The sequence below is a fragment of the Staphylococcus cohnii subsp. cohnii genome (assembly GCF_002902365.1).
Classification (GTDB): Bacteria; Bacillota; Bacilli; order Staphylococcales; family Staphylococcaceae; genus Staphylococcus; species Staphylococcus cohnii.
Map to the genome: position 1 here is coordinate 15,741 of NZ_PPQC01000014.1, position 15,971 is coordinate 31,711.

The following is a 15,971-nucleotide window of genomic DNA, read 5'->3' on the forward strand; positions in this document are numbered from 1 at the left end:
TCGCTAGGAGCGTATAATCGCATTGTCTATATAGGGAGGACTGAAACAAAATAATGCCTTTTAAAACGTTATTTAAACGCCCTTTTGATTGGGTCATCTTGATATTTGTCATCTTATTTGCGGCTGTATTTATTTTCACATTTTTCAATGCCAGATTTTACGATACACCAATCGGTCAAATTACAAAGATCGAAAATAAATCCACATCACATGTTACAGATGATAACCACAATAAAGATACTAAATATAACCAAACCCTAACACTTAAAATTTTAAACGGGAAATTTGAGGGACAATCGACGAAGATTCCTTATCATTACATAGCATCACAAGCTGATAGTGAGGCATTCTCAAAACATAACAAAGTGTTGTTACACATTGGCAAACATCTAGACGATGCTTATATCATAGAAAAAAAACGAGATAGCCTCGTCGTTATGATAACTGGAATATTTTTATTAACTGTTTTATTAGTAGGACGGAAAATCGGTTTACAATCAATTCTTTCTTTAGTTTTCAATACAATTGTTGTGCTTTTAGCTATCTATTTACATAATAAATTTCCTGATTTAAATTTATTTGCACTTATGAGTATCGGTGTCATTTTTACCACCGTGTTTACTTTGCTCTTAGTTACCGGTTGGCGATGGCGAACGTCAATTACAATAGCAAGCACACTATTAGGCACTTTTATTTGTGTTGGCGCCACCCAATTAGTGATTACGTTAACAGACGGTGCAGGCTTAAAATTTGAAACAATGAGTTTCTTAACTTTGCCTCCTAAGGATGTTTTCCTTGCTTCTGTTATGATTGGAACACTTGGTGCTGTCATGGATGTAGCTATCACTATAGCAAGTGGTATGGCAGAAATATTACGCAGAACACCTAATATAAGTATGACTCGATGGGCGCTTGCAGGGCGTCATATTGGTCAAGATATTATGGGGACAATGACAAACATCTTATTATTTTCATATTTATCTGGTAGTCTTCCGATGTTTCTTATTTATCTTAAAAATGCAAATACAGTAACCTATACCATTTCCATGAATTGGTCATTAGAAATTTCCCGGGCAATTACTGGTGGTATTGGTATAGTTTTAACGATTCCAATCACAATTTTATTAATGCAATTATGGTTTAAAATGCGAGGTGTTAACCAGTGAGTGTCATAACAATCTTAGGTCTTGTACTTTTCTTATTAATCGCAATATTCGGAGGAAAAAAAGGTATCATCTCATATTTAACACTGTTTTTGAATTTTGTAATATTATTAATCACTGTCATTATAATTATGCTCGGTGCGCCTATTTATCTCGTAACACTTATATTTTGCATCGTTATTGCAGCATGTAATTTATTTGTTTTAAATAGTTACAATACAAAAACAAAAGCAGCATTTTGTGCAACAGTCATTACTACTTTGTGTTTAATTATTGGTATTTATTTATCAGTATCCATCGGACATTTACAAGGTTTTACAACCGAACAACAAGATGAAACGTATATTTTTTCTATGAATATCGGCATTGATATGGTGAAATTCATGGTGTTTACCGTAGTACTTGCAGTCATAGCTGCGGTTATTGATTTAGCAATCACAATCAGTTCTCCAATGTACGAGTTATACGAAACCAACTCAAACTTAACAAGCAAAGCATTATTTCAATCTGGTATGCGTGTAGGACGTGAAATTTTAGCTACTTCGGCAAACACAATTTATCTAGCCTATTTCGGAGGACAATTGACATTATTCTTTTGGTTTTTTAGGTTAAATTATTCTTTTGGACATATCATCAATTCTAAAATCTTTGCACAAGAATTTATATCCATCCTACTAGGCGGCATCGCTGTTGCAATTAGCATCCCGATTACTGCATGGATAACAGCACTATTAATTAAATATCAAAAAGAGCGTCACTCAAAACATTCGCATCAATCTTCACATTAAAATATAAAAAGGAAGTGGGACGTCATCATTAAATATCTCCCACCCCCTTCTTATATTTGTATGATTATATAATATGACTACATACTAATTTTTAAAATTAAAACTTTTTACTATCTTACAATGGCACAAATTTTTCAGTTTTTATTTGTGCATTTAAGTTGCCAGCCGTTTTTTCAACTAAGCTAAATCATTTAAAGTTCTTGCAATTTTTCATTTAATAATTGCATTTTACGTTCTCGTAATTTTTTATAATATGTGATATCCTCTTCTCGCGTTTTTAGTGGGAATATATAATAAACATCTTGATAAAAATCAATATTAGCTTTAGTACGTCTACCCTCCAAAGCAATTCTCGAACTACTAGGTTGCGCTAGGGATAATTCGTATTTAGGCATCACACTATGATACACATTCACGATTTCCCCATCTTTAATTAAATCTGAAGTATTTATAAATTTAATTTCTATATGGTTTTCATTCGCTAAACTTCTCGTTAATAACGCTAACATTATGTCGCAAAACATAATCGTCATAATACCTTTGTTTTCGAAAGGAGGTGCAACTTCTAATTTTTCAATACACACCTTTTCAGTTTCACCAAAATGGTCAAATCTAGATTTAAATGTATGGTGATTTTCATTCTCATATCTCGTAATCACACTTGTTGAAACATAGTCTAATGACGTACCTTTCAAATAGTAATAACATTCCCCAAAATCTACTAACCTTTGATACGTAAAAGGCTTTATTTCCTCATAAAAACTTTTACAAATAATATTAAACGGACTCATACTGTTACGCTTTGTAAGCATGGATGAACCTCCTACTAAATTGTTATTCATCATAATAGTTGGCTATCGCAATTGTTACTTCTGACATACATAGAAAAACACCCCACATCAAATGTGAAGTGCCAAAGCTGATATTTATTTTTCAACTTAAGGTCAATAATTATTAAAAATGAAATAATTCTACTATTTGTGGCATGGTAAAGTTTCAAAAAACAAACTCTTACAAAGTATCATCCAATCACATTACAGCAGACAACATTAATAAAATATTTTTAACCATAATATCTATTATGCTCTACGTACAATCTCATATGCGAAGCACTTGCAAAAGCCATTCTTAACGATTTTAAAATTATTTTTCATAAACCAAACTGCACATCAATGGTTCAAATAAAATTTACATCCTCATTGCCTATTCAATCCAATCAATGCATTAACAATTCAGTTTAATAACTTATACATTCAAAATAATCATATCCTTAATTTTTTATTATTTATATATTTAACATTTAATATCCAACCATAACAGATTTTCATATTTAAACAAACATAATTGATTCATTTGAATTTAAATAATTCTAATATATTTTTGGTTTCCTTTTAATATTATCGATTTTTATTATATTTACTTTATTTATACTTATACTTATTTTCAGCTGATACTTCTATTACACAACCACTTTCAGCAAGTTCACTTACTACAAAAAAGCGTCGTTAAAACTAACAAACTTTGTTAGTTTTAACGACGCCAATCAATGATTTCAACAACTTTGTTTCATTATGTATACAGGTTTATTTTCTAATAACGTTTCACCTACAATTTCATAATCACTTTGAATATAAAGTTCTCTTGCCAAATGATTATCTGTATTAACCGCTAAATAAATTTCATTAATTGTGGGATAATACTGTTTGACATATTGAGGTAAAACACGCATCACTTTTTTACCAAAACCGAATCCTCTATAGTGACTATCTACACTAAAAGATCTGAAAAATATTGCGTTTGCGTTTGCAGAATAAGGTTTGACTCCGTCACCTTCATGTAACGTGAAAAAGCCCACACATTGCCCCTTGTCATCATACACTAATGTAGAGTGACGTTCTTGATCTCGATTTGCCAAATCAATATTCTCTAAAGGTGTTTTGGTGAATTCCCGGTCCTCTGCCGACAGCGTAAAATTCACTAAATCAGCATATAGCGATACATGATATGGTCTTGATTTCACTGCTTTAGATGACTCGATTTTTTGTTTAGCATATTTAATCCATGTAAGCACAGCAGGCGCAATTTTTTCTGTTTCATTTTTTGAGATCCATTTTATATCAGTAATTTCTTGTGCTGGTTTAACCGATGACCAATCTATATCTAAAGACGTTGAAAAACAATTCAACTCCGTCTTAGTATTTTTTTGAGGATAAGCATCTCCAACAATAGTACCTAAATAGTTAAAATTTTGTTCCGAAATATCCAGTTGTAATTCTTCTTGTAGTTCTCTTCGCAAGGCTTGTTTTAGAGACTCTCCCTGATCTATTTTCCCACCAGGAAAATAGTATTTTTTTCTGTTTCTAGCTTGTACCAATAATAATTTGTCGTCTAATTCGACTACCAAGCATACACATTTAATCATAACTATCATCTCCACTCCCCAAAACAAACTATTTTTATACTTTCAACGCTTATGTTATCATATTCCATTCCTTGAACACATTTTGTTTTTTATCTCTCACAATAAAGTTTAATCTATTTAATGTTATAATAATAAAGCGTATTTTATAAAATGGAGGATTTCATTCATGGCTAAAAAAACAAAAATTAATCGCATTTCAAATACAATTAACTTCATAGGCATTGCCGTAGAAGGTTTTAATTGGTATGCATATCAATCAAAAAATAAAAAGTTACTTTACACGAGTATGGCTATTACAAGTGTGGGGGCAGTCTTAGATTTCTACACTGCCTTAAAATCACCAAAAAAGTTTGCTAAAATATTTTCAACATTCACTTTGGCAAGTACATTGTTCTCAACTGCCAAGCGTATAAAATCATTACGCCAAGAACCATAAACACGAAACGACTAGCAACGCGCTATAAAATTTCATAAAAGCAAAATAAACGTCAATTTCTATATGATTTAATAGAAATTGACGTTTATGCGTTAGTCAAAGATATTTTTGTCTTAGATACCCTTAATGAATATATTTATATGAACTCACTTGAGATGCCGGAATCGTTCTATATGTTGCGATTCCAGGCGAAGCACTGTAGTTCATTTCAGAAACAGTAATGCTACCATTTGAATTTACAGATTCCACAAATGCTACGTGTCCATAATATCCAAGGTCACTTTGTAGTATTGATCCTACAGTCGCCCTATGATCTACTGTGTATCCATCTCCTGGTGCAGCGTTATCCCAATTATTAGCATTCCACCAATAAGTACTAATACCTTTACCAATTTGAGCACGCTTATTAAAGACATGCCATGTACACTGACCCCAGTCATACAAATTTGAATGGTTAAATACTGGCGTTTTATAACCAGTTGAACCCGTTGATCCTGTTGAGCCACCTGATGATGCTGTACCAGATATTTTTAATTTTTGCCCTGGATAAATATTGAAGTTTTTAAGACCATTCAAGCTCATGATTTTTTGATATGTCGTACCATATTTAGCTGCAATCGCAGATAATGAATCGCCTGACTTCACTGTATATGTAGTTGTATTACCAGATGGAGTAGAACCACCTGTTGAAATTGAGCCAGATACTTTTAATTTCTGTCCTGGATAAATTGTAAAATTAGAGAGTCCATTTAAACTCATAATTTTTTGGTATGTCGTCCCATGCTTAGCTGCAATTGATGACAATGAGTCACCCGATTTCACTGTATACGTTGTCGCACTTGAGCTGCTTGTTGAAGTTCTTGAACTTGTAGTCCCTGATACTTTCAATGTTTGATTTGGAAAAATCACATTCGATGTTAAATTGTTTAATGATTTCAATTTTGCTATTGAAATATTATATTTATTCGCTATTGACCAAAGAGAATCGCCACTTTTGACTTTATAAGTTGTAGCTGCATCTGCATTTGCAGAATTAATAGCTGCTAGCGCACTTGTCCCAATTACAGTTGCTATTATTTTTTTATGCACTTATGTAAACCTCCCAATATAAATCCGATACATTTCGTTTCCATCACGCTTACTATTATACAATTTAATTTAATACTTTTGTATATAATTTATATGACATTATTATTACAAAGTAAACCTTTTGTTATTTCAATGAAACATAACGTTGAATACTATATATTTCAGTCAAAAGTTTTTATATTTATATCTTTAATACCAAAATAACGATACAAAAAGTATTTATAGTTTCCAGATGTTATATTTTTCTTTTCTTTTTGACCATGATCCGTAATTGTCAAATGATTATTCGACATCGTTACTCTACCGAAAGTCGTTGCTTTACTAATTAAAAGTTGTTGAACAAAAATAGACGCTTCATTATTTTGATTAAATGCTATGCCTTGTTCAAAATCTGCCAATACCTTAGGTTCATCCTCAAATTGATATTGCGTCTGCCATTTATGATCAACTTTCTTCTTCATTTCAAATGTGTGGTCACTTACTTTGCTTACTTTAAACTCACTATTTACATCATAAACAATTTCCTCATCATTTGTGATTGGCATGGCTGCTTTAGGTATATCCGCATAACCGACATCAACTAAGTATTTTTTCTGATTCAATGTAACGATTAATGCCATATGTGACCCTTCCATGGCCCAACCTGAGCCATTATAAATTGTCGCAGAAACCATATACACATTATATCCTTTACTTGTTAAAAATGCGCAAAATAATCTGTTTTGTTCATAACAATAGCCCCCTCTATGTTCGTTTACAATTTTATCTATCATTGATGGATTATCTAAAGCAATAGGTTGTCCATTCTGCACATTAATATTTTCAAACGGAACGTTCAATACATACCTTTCAATATAATAGTTCAATGTTTCTAAAAGATTGTCATGATATGTATGTGTATCTATACCTAAATACTTTTCTAGTACGTTAAAATCAGTCATACAATTCCCTCCAATTCTCAATAGCCGTAGAATAAGACCTATACGCGTGATGATGCATTAACTCAATTACCAGTGATAAACTTTTATATAATTCAGCATTTTAATTTCATTAAAAGCATTAACTACTTATAACTGATCAACCTCATTCACTTTTAACAGTAAAAATATAATTATTCCAAGTTATGTAAGACTTTCTTAAAATGTTTTGTTAATTTATATGATAAGGGGTAATAATGATTATAGACAATCTTTTGATATTGACATCAATTAAATAAATAGATATTGTGTATGTCTATACATTTGTATAGCTAATTCACTATATTTTAAAAGTATCGAAGTCACTTAACGATTCAGTGATATGTACGAACACTTAAGTGTCATGACATCAGGTGCTAATTATTTTTAATTTTTCAGATTATTCTTAATATAATGTGATTTTTTATTTTGGAGGGGATTATTTGAGCAAGGAACAATCGCAAAATCGACAACCAAAAGATTTACGAATCCGCAGCAAAGTGATTAGTGAAGGTGTAAGCCGTACACCTAATCGATCTTATTTACGTGCACTTGGTTTTGAAGACGAAGATGTTGAAAAACCTATGATTGGTGTTGCTAGTACATGGAGTGAAGTTACACCATGTAATATGCACATCGACGGTCTCGCTCGTGCATCTAAACGCGGTATAAGCGAAGCAGGTGGTTCACCACTGATTTTTAATACGATTACAGTTTCAGATGGTATTTCCATGGGCACTGACGGCATGCGCTTCTCACTGCCAAGCCGTGAAATCATTGCTGATTCAATTGAGTCCGTAGTCAGTGCTGAGAATTTAGACGGCGTTGTAGCAATCGGTGGCTGTGACAAAAACATGCCAGGTTGTATGATTGGTATCGCTCGTCTTAATTTACCAGCCGTCTTTGTATATGGTGGGACTATATTACCTGGGAAATTGAATGGCAAAGATTTAGACGCTGTATCTGCTTTTGAAGGTGTTGGACAATACAATAATGGAGAAATAGATAAAGCCGCATTACATAAAGTAGAGTGCGCTGCTTGTCCTGGTGCCGGAGCTTGTGGTGGGATGTTTACTGCTAATACAATGTCCTCTGCTATTGAAGCTATGGGAATGAGTTTGCCTGGAAGCGCTTCTCACCCAGCTGTATCAACAAACAAATCAAAAGATAGTCGCGCAGCGGGGAAAGCTGTTTATCATTTATTAGAGCAAGGTATATACCCTAAAGATATCATGACCAAAGAAGCATTTGAAAATGCAATTACTGTTGTCATGGCGTTAGGTGGCTCTACAAATGCAATCTTACATTTACTAGCTATTGCACATACAATTGATGTAGATTTAACACTTGATGATTTTGAAAAAATACGTAAACGCGTACCGCATATTGCTGATTTAAGACCAAGCGGCAAATACGTAATGGCACATCTTGATGAAGTTGGTGGCGTGCCAGGCGTAATGAAACTATTACATGAAAAAGGGTTAATCCATGGTGATTGTTTAACAGTTACTGGTAAAACCGTTGCAGAAAACTTAGCACAACAACCAAGTCTTTCTGATGATAAAACAATCATTAATTTTGATCAGCCTAAACATCCTACAGGGCCACTTGTTATTTTAAAAGGTAATTTAGCACCTGAGGGCGCAGTAGCAAAAATTTCAGGTTTAAGTGTTACTTATATTAAAGGACCTGCAAAAGTTTTTGATTCAGAACCTGCAGCGACAAAAGCAATTCTCAATGATGATATTCAACCTGGAGATGTCGTGGTGATTCGCTATGCTGGACCAAAAGGAGCACCTGGTATGCCAGAAATGCTGTCAGCTTCTTCTATTTTGGTAGGAAAAGGATTAGGTGAATCTGTTGCATTGTTAACAGATGGACGTTTTTCAGGTGGTTCACATGGTCTAGTTGTAGGTCATGCTGCTCCAGAATCTCAAGCAGGTGGCCCAATGGCATTACTTCAAGAAGACGATATCATTACTATTGATGCTGAAAATTTAGAAATTAGTTTTGATATTTCTGATGAAGAGTTAGAACGTCGTCGTAATGCATGGCAAGCCCCACCACTAAAAGAAACACGTGGTACATTAGCAAAATATGCCAAACTCGTATCATCTGCTTCAAAAGGCGCAATCACTGACTAATGAGTAACATTCGTTTAAGTTGTTTAATTAGTGTTGTGAGTATAATTTAATCTCATAAATGAAAAAAGCAACGTACATAAAAGATTGTACGTTGCTTTTTTATGATAACGTCTTTAATTCATTTAGCTATGCAATGCAAATCCTTTAAATAATTTATCTACATGATTTTTCTTACCGCGTATACCAATGCCAACAAGATGTAATTCCTCTGTTTTATATTTAGCAATTACCGCACGATTATCTGCGTCGTTATATGTGAAGAATAACTCTTCAGTATACACTGTGATAACAACATCTTTATTCAAAGCTTTTTGTAGCAACTCTACCATAGGTTCTTGCGTTGATGAATGAATCATGATAGGTTGCTGAGACATTGGTAAATATTGTACATTATCCTTATCTTCATAGTGTTCCCCAATAATATTTTGAGTTCCAGCAATTCCACTCATTAAGAAGGCAGTTACATTTAATTTTTGCCACATTTCTAAGTCTTCTCTCAATACAATTTTAATTTTAGTATCAAACGCCATAACTATCTTACTCCTTTGAAGTAGTATCAAATATTTTGCTACATCTTAAAGAGTAGATATATTTAGGTGTTTTATATAGTATATAATTGCAGAACTTAAGTTCTTGGAAAATTATTATTGCAATAATGTCCTATATAAAATATTAATTTAAGTATACTCTATTAAAATAATTAAACATTAAGGAGTATATAGCGAGTATGGTTTCTTTTATTATTTATTGCTTTATTGTTACTGCGACACCCAGGCCAACCAACATCATTATTTTATCTAATGTTCAAAACTATGGTATAAAAGCTGGTATGAAATTTACGTATGGATCTACAATTGGCTTTTTATTATTGCTGGCAATTTCTGCTATATTAAACTCTTTTTTAAATAATATACTTCCAAATATCATAATCTATTTACAAATTTTAGGAACTATTTATATGCTTTACTTGGCATACCAAATATTCAACATAGATGTCTCAAAAAAAGATCATTCAAAAGAAAAAGGTTCATTCTTTTCTGGTTTATTACTACAATTCATAAATCCTAAAGTTATTTTATTCACTTTAACAGTCTTTCCAAGCTTTGTACTACCGTATTTTAATGAAGATTATTTATTGTTGCTAAGTATAGTTATCATAGGTACTATTGGATTTATAGCATTTATACTTTGGGTAATATTCGGTGCTGTATTTAATAAAATGTTTCAAAAATATAGCAAAATCCTAAATGTTGTTTTAGGTATACTTTTGATTTATGCTGCTGTTATGTTATGGGTTTAAACGACTTAAAAGAAGGTGAAAAAATGGAAGAATTCATCTATAAAAAAAGTGGCGGAATAACTGCTTTGTCTGCTAATATTACTGACTTTTCATATAAGAATCATTCGCATAGCGAATATGCAATTGGAGTTACGAAAAGTGGAATACAACGTTATCATTTAGACGGTAAGCTTCAACTTTCATACCAAGACGGTATTATGTTATTTAACCCAGAACAAGTACATGATGGAATGGCTCATGATAAATCAGGCCTTGAATATATTATGTTATATATTGAACCAGCTGTATTATTAGATGCAGCTGAACGTAAAGAAGCTATTCAATTTACAACACCAGTAATTTATAATAGTAAAATTGAATCTGATGTATATCATCTAGCGAATGCTATATTTCATGAAAACGAAGAAGAAATTGTAGATGAGCAATTAATCAAACTTGTAGATGATTTAGTAAATCAATCTACAATTAGGAAACATGTTGAAAGTAACGCCTATATTAGTAAGATTAAGGGAAGAATACTTTATGGGTTAAAAGAAAATTTGAAAATTACAGATTTAGCACATGAATTCGGCATGTCAAAATTTCAATTTATACGATATTTTAAAGAACAAACTGGCATAACACCTTATCAATTTTTATTAAACAGTAAAATCGAAGAAGCAAAAAATATCATAGAAATAGATAAAGATATACATTTAGCAGTGAGTGAATTAGGATTTTCTGATTTAACACACTTAAATAGACAATTCAAAAAAATATACGGTATCACTGCAAACAATTATGCTCAGTCTTTTTAAACTTTATTAAATATAGTTAATTTCACAAAATTTGATAATATTATGATGTTAAGACATCAATGTTTTTGATTTACGACGTTTGCTTTGTTTCTATGGAAATTTTGTATTAATGAAACCGTTACTTTTCTTTGAAAGCAAAATTCTATAATTTAAATAATTATGAAATCATCTTTCATACACTTTTGAATGCTTTATTGTTATATATTTTTATTAATTTCCATTTTGGAATAATTTATTACTATTTAGGGAATTTCAAACAAAATTTAGCACAATTCTTTTATAGTGAAGTTAACAAATTAAAGTGAGGTGAAGGACATGGACTTTATCATTGATATCATCAAAAAAATCGTTGGTTTATTCACAGGTAAATAATTTCTAACCTCTTTAAAGAGACTGATACGACATATATTAGTCTCTTTTCTTTTTGATATACAGCATAATCAATAGTTGCACATTACAATTCATTGATATTATTCCCATGCATATTTAGCGTCTTGTTTCACTTTCTTCTCTTTTTCAATCATATCATTCACCTTTCATCTTTCTTCGTTAGACAAATATTGTTTTCAAGAAAATAGAGCACACTGCATTTTACGCAACTAAAAATGAGCGAAGATAAAATCAAAGTGTAACTTTTGATTAATTATCCTCGCTCTGATGTATCATATAAAATTGGCTTAAACCATACTCAGTATATATTGCTAGTTAAACATTATTGTTTTGTTTATCAATTTCTGATTACTTACGAAAATAAAGTTTTCAATATATTGAATAATGAACCTACTAAATCAAAAAAGTCTCCACTCATCATTTTCCCTCACCTTCATAAAATATAATCGTAGCGTTTTAACTATGCTTCAGCACTTTCAGTTCTTACTAAATCCGAAGCAATGCCTTCATAAAATTGGCTTAATTCTGCTTGTGAACGCTTCGTATCATTACTATCTTGGCCAACAAAATCTGCATGATCCCAATCGTGCATAATTGGTGTTACTTGCCAAACACCTTTTTGAACCTGATTCGATGCTTCTACATATGCTTGGTTAAATGGATGTAATGCTGAAATTGTTGAAACAAGTCCATCATTGACACGCCACTCTTTTTCTGGTGCTTTTCCAATAACATTGCCTGTTATTCCCATAGGTAAATACATGTTAATATCTGATTTTTGTCTACCAAATAAACCATCTCTTGTAGATTCTCCAGTATATGTTTTATAAACTATATTCGGATTTAACGATGTTTTTTTATTTAATTCAGTTGCGCCTGCTCTTGTTAAATCGTAAAATCCATTATCATCTGTCGTCCATAATTTACTATCTTTCAACCGTTCAACATATTGATTATATGTCTCATCGTCTTTTTGTTTTAAACCCCATTGCTCTAAGCCAAAGCTAACTTTAGAATTTTTATTACCTTTTAGTTTCGCATAATCAAATGCAACTTGTCTGATGAGCGTTTCATTACCTAGTTGATCAGCTGCATGTGTACCATTATGAGGTGTTGCTAAGGTAGTAATTGAACTAATCATATTATCATTATTACCTTGAAATACTGGAGATATATCGCCACCATGTTGTTTTTGATACTCTATTTCTTCTGGATCACCATTACGTAAATATTCTTCTAATTGTCTAATGGTTTGTCCACCCATGCTATGGCCGACTAAATGAACTTTTTGACCTGGTTGCCAATCTTTATATACACCTTCATATGTTTTACCATAACGGTCATGTCCATATTTTTCAGCATGTGCAGCACCGTAATCTACTGTGCCACCTTTAATGTAATAATATAATTCAACTGCTCTATCATGATTACTACTTAAAGCACCAATACTTGCTTCATATGCATTGTAACCCTTTTGTTCTAAGTCTTGTTGAATATTTAATTTGTCTCCACCCCAATAATGAGGTAAAACAGATGGTTTAATATCATCTGTAAAACCATTAAAACCATGCACTAAGATAATAGGATCTTGGTTTTTATATTGGCTTTGTTTCGCTTTTTTTGTAGGTTGCGTTTGAGTTTTCTCGACGTTCTGTTGATTCACTTGATTATTTGTTGTAGCAACTGCATTTTTCTTAAGTAAAGCTAAACTTTTTTCTTGATCGTTGTTCTTTTGATTGCTTTGACGATCTTCACTAACTAAATCATCATTTTTTAACTGTCCAAATTTAACATCACTTTGAACTTCTGATTGCGATGAATCTGCATTTACTTTCATCTCTTTTGCTTTGTCTTGCTCATTATATTCCGAATCTACTTCTTCGGATGTCTCATTCTTTGCTTTGTCTTGTTCGTTGTATTCCGGATCTACTTCTTCGGATGTCTCATCTTTTGCTTTATCTTGTTCGTTGTATTCTGGATCTATTTCTTCGGATGTTTCATCTTTTGTATTATCTTGCTCGTTGTATTCCGGATCTACTTCTTCGGATGTTTCATCTTTTGTTTTATCTTGCTCGTTGTATTCCGGATCTATTTCTTCGGATGTTTCATCTTTTGTTTTATCTTGCTCGTTGTATTCCGGATCTACTTCTTTTGATGTCTCATTCTTTGTTTTATCTTGCTCGTTGTATTCTGGATCTACTTCTTTTGATGTTTCACCTTTTGTTTTATCTTGATTATTGTATTCTGGATCTATTTCTTTTGATGTCTCATCTTTTGCTTTATCTTGCTCGTTGTATTCCGGATCTACTTCTTCTGATCCCACGTCTTTTGTTTGGTTATTATTATTTTCTACGTCGATTTTTTCGTTACTTTCGTTTTCTGCTTCAGTTGTAAATGTATCATTATGTAAGCTTTGATTATCTGAAGTTTGTTTATCATTCTTATTAACCGGTAAACCACTTTCCCCAGTAGCATTATCACTATTTGTTTCCCCAATATTTTCCCCAATGTCTTGATAGTTCATTTCACTTGTTTGTTTATCTGTTTCTGCAGCTTGCGCACTGTCTACACCTATAAATAGTAAAGATCCAATCAATATAGATGATGCGCCAAAAGTGAATTTACGAATACTATATTTGTTTTTTTTCTGTTCCATACTAGACACCTCTTGGTTAATAGAATTTAATTAATGACAAACTTCCTTTTGCTAAACGAATAAATTTAAAATAAAGCGTGGCACTAATTCGAAAAATTTACCAAAAATCTCTTTCATAAACTACCACTCCTTTCAGAAAACGTTTTCAAACAATTGTAAAAATTAAATTATCTATTTAAAACAATTGATACAATACAACAATTTTTTAAATAAATAATTTAATTTGACTTTACTAAATAAATAAAACATAGTCAACAATATAAATAAAACTATAATAACTTAATTTACACTTTACAAATAATTCAAAAAATCCCTTATCAATAATCAATTTTTGCATTGATATGATAAGGGACAAATAATTAATGTTATTTAATTTCTATAAAAATTGTACGACAAATATTAATATAATAACGATTGGCAAGATAAATTTGATGAGATAATACCAAGGTATAAACAATCTTAATTTATCTTTTCCAAAATGTTCTTTTAATGCTTGTTTATCGAGCAATTGTCCTACAACAAGTGTTGTTCCTAACGCACCCAAAGGCATTAAAATATTAGAAACTAAGAAATCCATATTATCAAAAATAGTTCCTGCTGCAAATTTTATATGAATTAAGCTTCCAAAAGACAGTGTTGCAGGAATACTTATGATAAAAACAAGAATACTTATATAAAACGATACAGATTTACGTTTCGAATTATCATTTTTAGTAAAGTTGGACACATTGAGTTCAAGTAACGAAATTGAAGAAGTTAGTGCTGCAAATAAAAATAATATTAAGAAAATAAAATAGAAACCTGGACCATATGCCATTTGATCAAATACTTTTGGTAACACTTTAAAAAGTAAGCCTGGACCTTCAGTCGGACTATAGCCAAAAGCTGAAATCGCAGGGAATATTGCTAAACCTGCCAACACTGATACTAGAATGTTCATCGCTACAATCGAAACAGCCGAAGTTTTAATCGTCATTTCTTTAGGTGCATAACTAGCATATGTAATCATGCCTGTTGTTCCTAATGAAAGTGTAAAAAATGATTGGCCTAGGGCAAATAAAATACCCTCTATTGAAATGTCTTCTATTCGTGGTTGTAATATATATTTCAAACCTTCAAATGATCCATCTAAAGATAACGATTTAACAACAATAATAATAAGGAAGATAAATAGTAACGGCATCATAAATTTAGATGCTTTTTCTAATCCTTTTTCAACCCCCATCATTACGATGAACATCGTTAACAAGATAAATATTCCTTGGCCTGTAATGGTCAACCATGGATTACTAATAATTGATTCAAATGCTATGTGACCTAATTTATCACCATTAAGCGAAAATATTTGAAGTAATACATTGAATATATATATGATAATCCAACCACCGATAACACTATAAAAGCCAAACAAGATAAATACAGCTAAATTACCATTCCAACCTATAATATTTAACCATTTTTTATTTGTTAATTTTTCATATATTTTAGTAGTATACGTTTTGCCCATTTTACCTACTGTAAATTCCATCATTAATAATGGCAGTCCTACAAGCAATGTGAATATTAAAAACATTAATAAGAAAGCACCACCACCATATATACCTGCCATATATGGAAATTTCCACATTGCGCCTAACCCTATCGCGGATCCAGCACTTGCCAATATAAAACCGAGCGAAGACTTCCATTGTGATTCATTGTGCATCGTTCATACATCCTTTACACCCTATTATTCTTTATTACGTTAAAGCGTTCATGTAACATAGAAAACTACTATAACATTTTTTTGAATTGAGCTCAATAGTTAATTGATTAAAACACTTGATATTG

General features: G+C 31.7%; 13 protein-coding genes. 6 read left to right on the forward strand and 7 right to left on the reverse strand.

Going from position 1 to position 15,971, the window contains the following annotated elements:
* Positions 1-53 precede the first annotated feature (53 nt).
* Both CD032_RS02245 and CD032_RS02250 read left to right on the forward strand, forming a co-directional pair.
* Complete coding sequence (locus CD032_RS02245; protein ID WP_019467860.1) at positions 54-1,166, forward strand: YibE/F family protein; 1,113 nt, start codon at positions 54-56, stop codon at positions 1,164-1,166.
* Complete coding sequence (locus tag CD032_RS02250) at positions 1,163-1,951, forward strand: YibE/F family protein (protein WP_019467861.1); 789 nt, start codon at positions 1,163-1,165, stop codon at positions 1,949-1,951. Before CD032_RS02245 ends, CD032_RS02250 begins: the two co-directional genes overlap by 4 nt.
* A gap of 191 nt (positions 1,952-2,142) precedes the next feature.
* On the opposite strand, the gene CD032_RS02255 is transcribed toward CD032_RS02250, so the two are convergent.
* Positions 2,143-2,763, reverse strand: coding sequence for a hypothetical protein (locus CD032_RS02255; RefSeq protein ID WP_019467862.1), 621 nt, complete (start codon positions 2,761-2,763; stop codon positions 2,143-2,145).
* A 740-nt stretch (positions 2,764-3,503) separates the two neighbouring features.
* Positions 3,504-4,373, reverse strand: a complete 870-nt coding sequence (locus CD032_RS02260) for a GNAT family N-acetyltransferase (protein WP_019467863.1) — start codon at positions 4,371-4,373, stop codon at positions 3,504-3,506.
* 166 nt (positions 4,374-4,539) lie between these two features.
* Between CD032_RS02260 and CD032_RS02265 the strand changes: the two genes are divergently transcribed.
* Positions 4,540-4,809, forward strand: coding sequence for a hypothetical protein (locus CD032_RS02265; RefSeq protein WP_019467864.1), 270 nt, complete (start codon positions 4,540-4,542; stop codon positions 4,807-4,809).
* Positions 4,810-4,932: 123 nt separating this feature from the next.
* Here the strand turns inward: CD032_RS02265 and CD032_RS02270 are convergent, their stop codons facing one another.
* Positions 4,933-5,898, reverse strand: coding sequence for a LysM peptidoglycan-binding domain-containing protein (locus CD032_RS02270; RefSeq protein WP_103211143.1), 966 nt, complete (start codon positions 5,896-5,898; stop codon positions 4,933-4,935).
* A gap of 161 nt (positions 5,899-6,059) precedes the next feature.
* Positions 6,060-6,839, reverse strand: a complete 780-nt coding sequence (locus tag CD032_RS02275; protein WP_019467866.1) for an arylamine N-acetyltransferase family protein — start codon at positions 6,837-6,839, stop codon at positions 6,060-6,062.
* A 458-nt stretch (positions 6,840-7,297) separates the two neighbouring features.
* Here CD032_RS02275 and ilvD point away from each other — a divergent pair, with 458 nt between their 5' ends.
* Positions 7,298-8,998: a dihydroxy-acid dehydratase gene (gene ilvD / locus CD032_RS02280; RefSeq protein ID WP_019467867.1), complete on the forward strand. Its 1,701-nt coding sequence runs from the start codon at positions 7,298-7,300 to the stop codon at positions 8,996-8,998.
* 122 nt (positions 8,999-9,120) lie between these two features.
* Here ilvD and CD032_RS02285 read toward each other — a convergent pair whose 3' ends face one another.
* Positions 9,121-9,528 (reverse strand): DUF2000 domain-containing protein, encoded by a 408-nt coding sequence (locus CD032_RS02285; RefSeq protein WP_019467868.1) that lies wholly within the window; start codon positions 9,526-9,528, stop codon positions 9,121-9,123.
* Between the two features lie 197 nt (positions 9,529-9,725).
* Here CD032_RS02285 and CD032_RS02290 point away from each other — a divergent pair, with 197 nt between their 5' ends.
* The gene (locus tag CD032_RS02290) at positions 9,726-10,298 is read left to right on the forward strand and encodes a LysE family translocator (protein WP_103211144.1); all 573 of its coding nucleotides are present in this window, start codon (positions 9,726-9,728) and stop codon (positions 10,296-10,298) included.
* A 23-nt stretch (positions 10,299-10,321) separates the two neighbouring features.
* Positions 10,322-11,095, forward strand: coding sequence for an AraC family transcriptional regulator (locus CD032_RS02295; protein ID WP_026034736.1), 774 nt, complete (start codon positions 10,322-10,324; stop codon positions 11,093-11,095).
* Positions 11,096-11,945: 850 nt separating this feature from the next.
* On the opposite strand, the gene lip is transcribed toward CD032_RS02295, so the two are convergent.
* Entirely contained in the window at positions 11,946-14,141 is a 2,196-nt protein-coding gene (gene lip, locus CD032_RS02300) for a YSIRK-targeted triacylglycerol lipase (RefSeq protein ID WP_103211145.1), read from the reverse strand.
* Between the two features lie 376 nt (positions 14,142-14,517).
* A complete protein-coding gene (locus CD032_RS02305; RefSeq protein ID WP_019469946.1) occupies positions 14,518-15,846 on the reverse strand; it encodes a sodium-dependent transporter in 1,329 nt (442 codons plus the stop codon).
* Positions 15,847-15,971: the final 125 nt, after the last annotated feature.

Coding starts and splice junctions, on each gene's coding strand:
- CD032_RS02245 (WP_019467860.1), top strand. CDS start 54: ATGCCTTTTAAAACGTTATTTAAACGCCCTTTTGATTGGGTCATCTTG.
- CD032_RS02255 (WP_019467862.1), bottom strand. CDS start 2,763: ATGCTTACAAAGCGTAACAGTATGAGTCCGTTTAATATTATTTGTAAA.
- CD032_RS02260 (WP_019467863.1), bottom strand. CDS start 4,373: ATGATTAAATGTGTATGCTTGGTAGTCGAATTAGACGACAAATTATTA.
- CD032_RS02265 (WP_019467864.1), top strand. CDS start 4,540: ATGGCTAAAAAAACAAAAATTAATCGCATTTCAAATACAATTAACTTC.
- CD032_RS02275 (WP_019467866.1), bottom strand. CDS start 6,839: ATGACTGATTTTAACGTACTAGAAAAGTATTTAGGTATAGATACACAT.
- CD032_RS02285 (WP_019467868.1), bottom strand. CDS start 9,528: ATGGCGTTTGATACTAAAATTAAAATTGTATTGAGAGAAGACTTAGAA.
- CD032_RS02290 (WP_103211144.1), top strand. CDS start 9,726: ATGGTTTCTTTTATTATTTATTGCTTTATTGTTACTGCGACACCCAGG.
- CD032_RS02295 (WP_026034736.1), top strand. CDS start 10,322: ATGGAAGAATTCATCTATAAAAAAAGTGGCGGAATAACTGCTTTGTCT.
- lip (WP_103211145.1), bottom strand. CDS start 14,141: ATGGAACAGAAAAAAAACAAATATAGTATTCGTAAATTCACTTTTGGC.
- CD032_RS02305 (WP_019469946.1), bottom strand. CDS start 15,846: ATGCACAATGAATCACAATGGAAGTCTTCGCTCGGTTTTATATTGGCA.